This is a genomic window from Caldibacillus sp. 210928-DFI.2.18, assembly GCF_020554505.1.
In the GTDB taxonomy this organism is placed as follows: domain Bacteria; phylum Bacillota; class Bacilli; order Bacillales; family Caldibacillaceae; genus Caldifermentibacillus; species Caldifermentibacillus hisashii.
The window spans coordinates 1-6374 of record NZ_JAJCHL010000129.1 but is presented as its reverse complement, the minus strand read 5'-3'; the positions used below and the strand labels follow the sequence as shown (position 1 = coordinate 6374).

4 protein-coding genes and 1 other annotated feature are annotated in these 6374 nt (G+C 36.6%); of the genes, 3 read left to right on the top strand and 1 reads right to left on the bottom strand.

Going from position 1 to position 6374, the window contains the following annotated elements:
* Positions 1–196 precede the first annotated feature (196 nt).
* The 3 genes from LIZ98_RS16465 to LIZ98_RS18070 all read left to right on the top strand — a co-directional run bounded on the left by LIZ98_RS16465 (position 197) and on the right by LIZ98_RS18070 (position 3671).
* Positions 197–376, top strand: a complete 180-nt coding sequence (locus LIZ98_RS16465; protein ID WP_108898834.1) for a hypothetical protein — start codon at positions 197–199, stop codon at positions 374–376.
* Positions 377–1139: 763 nt separating this feature from the next.
* A complete protein-coding gene (locus tag LIZ98_RS16460) occupies positions 1140–2552 on the top strand; it encodes a GDSL-type esterase/lipase family protein (protein ID WP_227140282.1) in 1413 nt (470 codons plus the stop codon).
* Between the two features lie 177 nt (positions 2553–2729).
* Entirely contained in the window at positions 2730–3671 is a 942-nt protein-coding gene (locus LIZ98_RS18070) for a LysM peptidoglycan-binding domain-containing protein (RefSeq protein ID WP_034772970.1), read from the top strand.
* Between the two features lie 693 nt (positions 3672–4364).
* On the opposite strand, the gene serS is transcribed toward LIZ98_RS18070, so the two are convergent.
* Entirely contained in the window at positions 4365–5639 is a 1275-nt protein-coding gene (gene serS / locus LIZ98_RS16445; protein ID WP_034772960.1) for a serine--tRNA ligase, read from the bottom strand.
* Between the two features lie 56 nt (positions 5640–5695).
* Positions 5696–5921: a binding site (T-box leader), on the bottom strand.
* Between the last annotated feature and the right edge of the window lie 453 nt (positions 5922–6374).

Below are 6374 nucleotides of genomic sequence, written 5' to 3'. Positions count from 1 at the left end.
CAGCGTATTCTCTATCCTTTGGGAATCAAGGAATAACGAACATCGCAATTACCTCCATAGAAAATAATACACAAACTATTTTTATTAAAAGCAGCCGCATTTTGGCTGTTTTTTGTTTGTTTACGCTTATATAGAATAGCGAATCATTCATGAGTAATAGATTAGAGAAGGAAAGAATGCGAAGGGAGGAAAATAAATGGGTGAGATCATTGTTAATGGTTCAATGCCGATTAATGGAATGCTAACCGTTACTCGTACGCTCGTTGAAGCAGAAGACCAACACGCAATTGTTGTAGAAGGCGTATTAAAAACAGAAGCTTATATTGAAGAAATTGAAGATATACAAACGGAACTTTACTGTGCTGGGCGTGTCTAAGTCATTTAAGAATCTTTTGGGTCAGAAGAAAAGGATATTATTTATGCATTTCGAGCCGAAAGCCTATTGATTGAACCGTAAAAGGAGGCGAGAGCATGAGCGATGAACGGAGCAACTAGATCCTTTAGAAGAACTGGTGGATATTGCGGCAGAAGAAAATCGCAAGCTGTTATGAATCGAGAGAATTTGAAGCCGGGATCAAAATTTATGGGGGTATTCGGAGATCGGCCTCTAAGCAAAAAAAGCTGCAATGACGATGTTGTCAACAAAGACAGGCATGTATGCAAAAATCCCAATTATTTGCAAAGCTGACAGTTGCCCATATGCAGAAACTTGTCCGCTTCTTGCATATGACTTGGCACTTGTACACACTTTATTTTGAAAGTGCTAAAATTTTTATTAAAAAAACATTGCAATTAGAAATAGGTAAAGAGTTACTTTAATTTAAAAGAAAAGTTTTAAGTAATTTTGACTCCTATGTATATTAGATTTTTAGATAAAATTATCGGAAAAAATCACCCAAAAAAACTTATTTTTTAAAGGGTTTTAACGAAAAACATAGAATAGATTAAATAGTATAACTAACAACAAAAGGAGTGAATGGAAAGTATTGTTTATCTTTTTTAGGCAAATCAATAAAAAAGGAGAGCACCAGAATTGTCTCAGTAGATGATGCATTCAACATAAGACCACTGTTTTATAACAACATTGATTTGCATATATAGAAGATTAATTTTTTAATAGGGCATTGGGGGATATGTTCATGAAAAAAAGAATAAAACAATTCATTACTATAATTTTGTCTGTTCTTTTGGTTATTTCATTTGTCTTACCACATCAAACATTAGCTGCTAATTTTGAAAAGCCAATATTAAATTATGTTGCTTTAGGGGATTCCTTGGCAGCGGGATATTTAAATGACAAATCAAGAGGAAGGGGTTATCCTGAATTCATTAAGGAGAGAATTGAAAGCGGTTCCTCTTATTTAGTTGACTTGCAGAACTTCGGGATTGGCGGATATAGAACAACTCATGTGCTGGATGACCTGATAAATCCACAAAGCCCAAAATATCAGCAAGTAAGAGAGGCTATAAAACAAGCAGACATTATTACCTATGATGCAGGGGCAAATGATGTTTTAGGGGTAATTGGGGATGTAACGAAATTCAACCCGAATGACTCGGAATTAATGAAACAGATTCAAGCTGCAATGATTACAGTTGGAGACAATATTGATGTAACGTTGAAAGAAATTAGAAAAATTAATCCGGATGCACAAGTTTATATAATGGGTTACTACAACGCCTTACACTTTTTACCAAATATACAGGATGCTGTCCTCTATTTAATCGGTGAATTAAATAAAGTTATAGACACAGTGGCTTTTTATAACAGAGCGACCTTTGTACCAACTTTTGAGATTTTCAATGGTAAATACCAAGAATACTTACCAAATCCGGACATTCATCCTACAGAAGCAGGCTATCAAGCAATTGCAGGACAGTTTGCTAATTTTATCATCCCTAATTTACCGATTGTTTGGATATTTGGAGAGGGAACACCGAGCGATGAAAAAGGACACCCAAGAGATAAATACCTAGATATCAAAAACTGGGTTGTATATGAAAAAGTAGATCTAGTTTGGCAAAAAAGCTATGATCTTAAAGAATACGAAGGGGAACAACTTGTTGGACAAGGATCCCCAAAAGTCGATTATGGAAAGGTAGGTGATTTCTATTTTGATCAAAACACCAATATTCTTTACGTGAAAGTCGATGAACTGTTTTGGCTGGAAATAGGTAAATCTGATCCTATTGATGATAATGATGGCGGTCAAAATGGTGAACAGCCGGGTGATTCGGGTACAGGAAGTGGTGGCGACCAAACAGGACCTCAAAATAATGAAAAGGACGGCAGTCAAAACACTGGCAGCAATCAAGGAGAAAATTTGAATTCCGGTAATAGCGGCACAACAGGGGAGAAACTTGAACAAATGAACAACAAAGCAAATACAACGAACACCGTAAAAACGGCTGGAAATAACCAGAGATTGAAACTACCAAACACAGCAACAAATAATGGCCTATTCCTGCTAATTGGTATGTTCACGATTACCATAGCCGGCGTTTCTTATCTTATGTATTTCAGGAGAATTAAGCGGGAAGGTTTTGAATAATGCTGAAAAGGGCATGTCTATCCAAAAGTAGTATTTATGTAGTACGTTCTTAAGGACCTTATATCCATTTTAATGAAATGTTAAATCTTTGAAACGCATTTTTAATTTCTATGTAACTGTAATCCCTCTATTTCTATGTTAAAGTTCATATGTAGCCTACAAGGAGGGAATTACAAAATGAAAAAATTAGTCGTTACCGTTGCTGCAGCGATTGCTAGTGCGGGTCTATGGACATCGGCTGTTTCTGCAGAAGAAATTGTCGTGCAGAATGGTGACAATCTCTGGAATCTTGCAAGAGAACATCAGACAACCGTAAATAATCTAATAAAATTTAATAATTTACAATCTTACACTATCCATCCTGGCCAAGTGTTGCAAACGGAATTCGTACATACTGTCGTCAAAGGTGAATCACTTTGGGCGATTGCACAACACTATGGCATTACCGTAGATGAATTAAAAGAATCCAATCACTTAACATCCGACTTAATCTTGATTGGTCAAGTTTTAACGATCCCCGGGGTAAATGCAGATGAAGTAGCTTTGTCAGGTGCAAATGGACAATCTAGTAGTCAGCCTGCACGACAAATTATAACAGGGGATGAACAGGCGAAAGAAAATTCGAATGAATCGGCAGAAAATCCGGCTACAGAACTTACTGAGCAACCGGCAGCTGCAGAACAACCGGCATCAGAGGAACCAAGTGAGGGGGAAGTTCCCGCTCCTGCACAAAAACAAACCGAACAACAAACGACACCAGCACAGCCTGCAGAAGTAAGTGAAGAGCCAGCAACTGAAGAAGTAACAACTCAACAAGAAGCACAACCCGGTAAAACGATAACTGTCACTTCGACCGGGTATACAGTTGAAAGTGCGGGTGGATCTGGAATTACCGCAACAGGAATTGACTTAAATAAAAACCCGAATGCGAAAGTCATTTCCGTTGATCCAAAAGTAATACCGCTTGGCAGTAAAGTTTATGTAGAAGGCTACGGGGAAGCCATTGCAGCAGATACGGGCGGCGCGATTAAAGGGAATAAGATCGACATTTACTTCCCAACCAGAGAGCAAGCGATAAACTGGGGCGTACGTAACGTCAATATTACGATTCAAGAATAAAAATCCTAAAATAAGAAAGAAGAAAAACCCTGCAGGTAAGTATGTCTGCAGGGTTTAATTTATTAGAATCTTAATTAACGGCAATTTTACTGGAACGTTGAGTCATTTATGTCTTTTAGTATTGTAGCTTTAAGTCAACTTACATCTTATTTATTGTTTGTCCGGTTTAAAATAAACCACATTTAGTGAATACTATCACAAACATTAAGTATGAACAGTGAACCTGTGCTTAAAAACATCTCGGTTAAGTACATCCTTTTAGCCTAACACCTTCATAAAGATTGAGTATGAGTAGTGGGCGCGTGCTTAAAACTACCCCGATTAAGTGGAATACCTTTACAAACATTGACTATGAACAGTGAATCCGTGCTTAAGGACCACTCCGGTTACGTTCAGCCCATTCAGTGAAAACCATCACAAAACTTCAGTAGTGATATTCTTTTTGGACCACGCTAGTACAATAGAAACTCTTGTTATTTGTGTTAAGTTTCTCACAAAAAAGTTTTTTGGGTGTGAATCATACACTAAACCAAAGCTAATTATAGGAATTTTCCTCCAATTCCCAACATATCTATTGTTTATCTACACTTAGAGAAAATGAAACAGGCCGAAAACATGATTAAATCAATGTTCTCGGCCTAATTTAATTGTCGGGATTTACTTTTTAAGAAACAAATTGTTTATACATTAATATTACCCAATATATTCTTTACCACCCATATAAGGTCTTAAAGCTTCTGGTATTCGTACTCTTCCATCCTTCTGTTGATAATTTTCTAAAATGGCGGCAACCGTACGCCCAATTGCCAATCCGGAACCATTTAACGTATGAACGAATTCAGGTTTCGCTTTTGGTTCTCTTCTAAACCGGATATTTGCCCTTCTTGCTTGGAAATCTTCAAAATTACTGCAAGAAGAAATTTCACGATACGTATTGTAGCTTGGTAGCCATACTTCTAAGTCATATTTTTTCGCAGCAGTAAATCCTAGATCGCCTGTACAAATAGCTACTACCCGATAAGGAAGTCCCAGTAATTGTAAAACCTTTTCGGCATCATTAGTTAGTTTTTCTAATTCATCATAAGAATCTTCCGGTTTAACGAATTTTACCAATTCAACCTTATTAAATTGGTGTTGTCGAATTAAACCACGTGTATCTCTTCCTGCCGATCCAGCTTCAGAACGAAAACAAGCACTGTACGCAGCAAACTTAGCAGGAAGGTCTTTTGCAGATAATATTTCATCACGATAGTAATTGGTAACAGGTACTTCTGCTGTCGGTATGAGGAAATAATCCTTCTTCTCAACTAAAAACACATCTTCTTCAAATTTTGGCAGCTGTCCGGTCCCGGTCAGGCTTGCCCGATTTACTAAATATGGCGGCAACATTTCTGTATAACCATGTTGTTCCGTATGAAGATCAAGCATAAAGGACATTAGTGCTCTTTCTAATTTTGCACCAAGGCCTTTATAAAAAACAAAGCGACTTCCTGTTACTTTTGCAGCACGTTCAAAATCAATAATTCCTAATTCAGTCGCAACATCCCAATGGGGTTTCGGTTCAAAATCAAATTGAGGAAGTTCTCCCCACTTACGAATTTCAACATTGTCATCCTCTGTATCACCGATGGGTACGGTTTCATGCGGCAAATTAGGGATGGATAAAAGTAATGCATTTAATTCTTCTTCAATCACACGTAATTCTTCATCAAGTTCCTTTATTTGATCACCAACTTCACGCATTTCAACAACTAAATCTTCAGCATCTTTATTCTCTTTTTTTAGAACGGCAATTTGAGCAGATACATCTTTTCGCTTTTTCTTTAATTGTTCAGTTTCAACGATTAATGTCCGGCGCTTTTGGTCAAGTTCACCAAACTTTTCCAAGTCACTTAAGTCTTCACCGCGATGTTGTAATTTTGCTTTTACCTCTTCAAAGTTCTCCCTAAGTAATTTAATATTAAACATTTTCCTACCTCCTCGTTTAAAATAGACTTACATAAATAAAAAAACTTCCATCCCAAAAGAGGGACGGAAGTTTGAATATCCGCGTTGCCACCCAAATTGCAAGTATTGTAAAAAATACTTACCTCTCGATCAAGATATCGGTTTTACCGGCAGTACCTACTCAAGTTCTTTTCAGTACCACTCTCAAGGATGGATTCACAGGTCTTTACTGCTGATTTTCACCAACCATCAGCTCTCTTAAAGTAAATTCACCCTGTTACTATTTCCTGTCATCGATTAAAAGTTATGTGATTGTTTTAACAAGATTATATCTAAATCATTTGGGATAGTCAAGATACAAAAAATATATTGAAAAACTAAAGGGCTTTCAAGGGTGTGTAAAAAAATCATGAAGTTCAGATAAACACACATACAATTTTATAAAATTACATGAAGTTTCTCCACTAAAGCTTTTTGTTAAAAAATCAGGCAAGGATAGAAGGATCTTTGCATATTGTCTGTTTTTAACCAAAAAGCCTATTCAATGGAGAAATATTTTGTATCTTTTTAAGAGTTGTTGATAATGACTTACGGTTTTGTCTTTGAGAACCTGTTCTATTGGATAATTTTTGCTGGTTGACTCCCGATTTTGTCCACGAGAGTCGTTCGGGGCCACTGAAAAAGTCAATCTGAAAATTCGAAATAATTATATGTATAATAAATTGAAAAAAATACCCCCAATATTTGGTATAATAA

What these genes read in the sequence shown, in the direction of transcription:
- LIZ98_RS16465 (WP_108898834.1), top strand. Translation starts at nt 197, where the DNA reads ATGGGTGAGATCATTGTTAATGGTTCAATGCCGATTAATGGAATGCTA.
- LIZ98_RS16460 (WP_227140282.1), top strand. Translation starts at nt 1,140, where the DNA reads ATGAAAAAAAGAATAAAACAATTCATTACTATAATTTTGTCTGTTCTT.
- LIZ98_RS18070 (WP_034772970.1), top strand. Translation starts at nt 2,730, where the DNA reads ATGAAAAAATTAGTCGTTACCGTTGCTGCAGCGATTGCTAGTGCGGGT.
- serS (WP_034772960.1), bottom strand. Translation starts at nt 5,639, where the DNA reads ATGTTTAATATTAAATTACTTAGGGAGAACTTTGAAGAGGTAAAAGCA.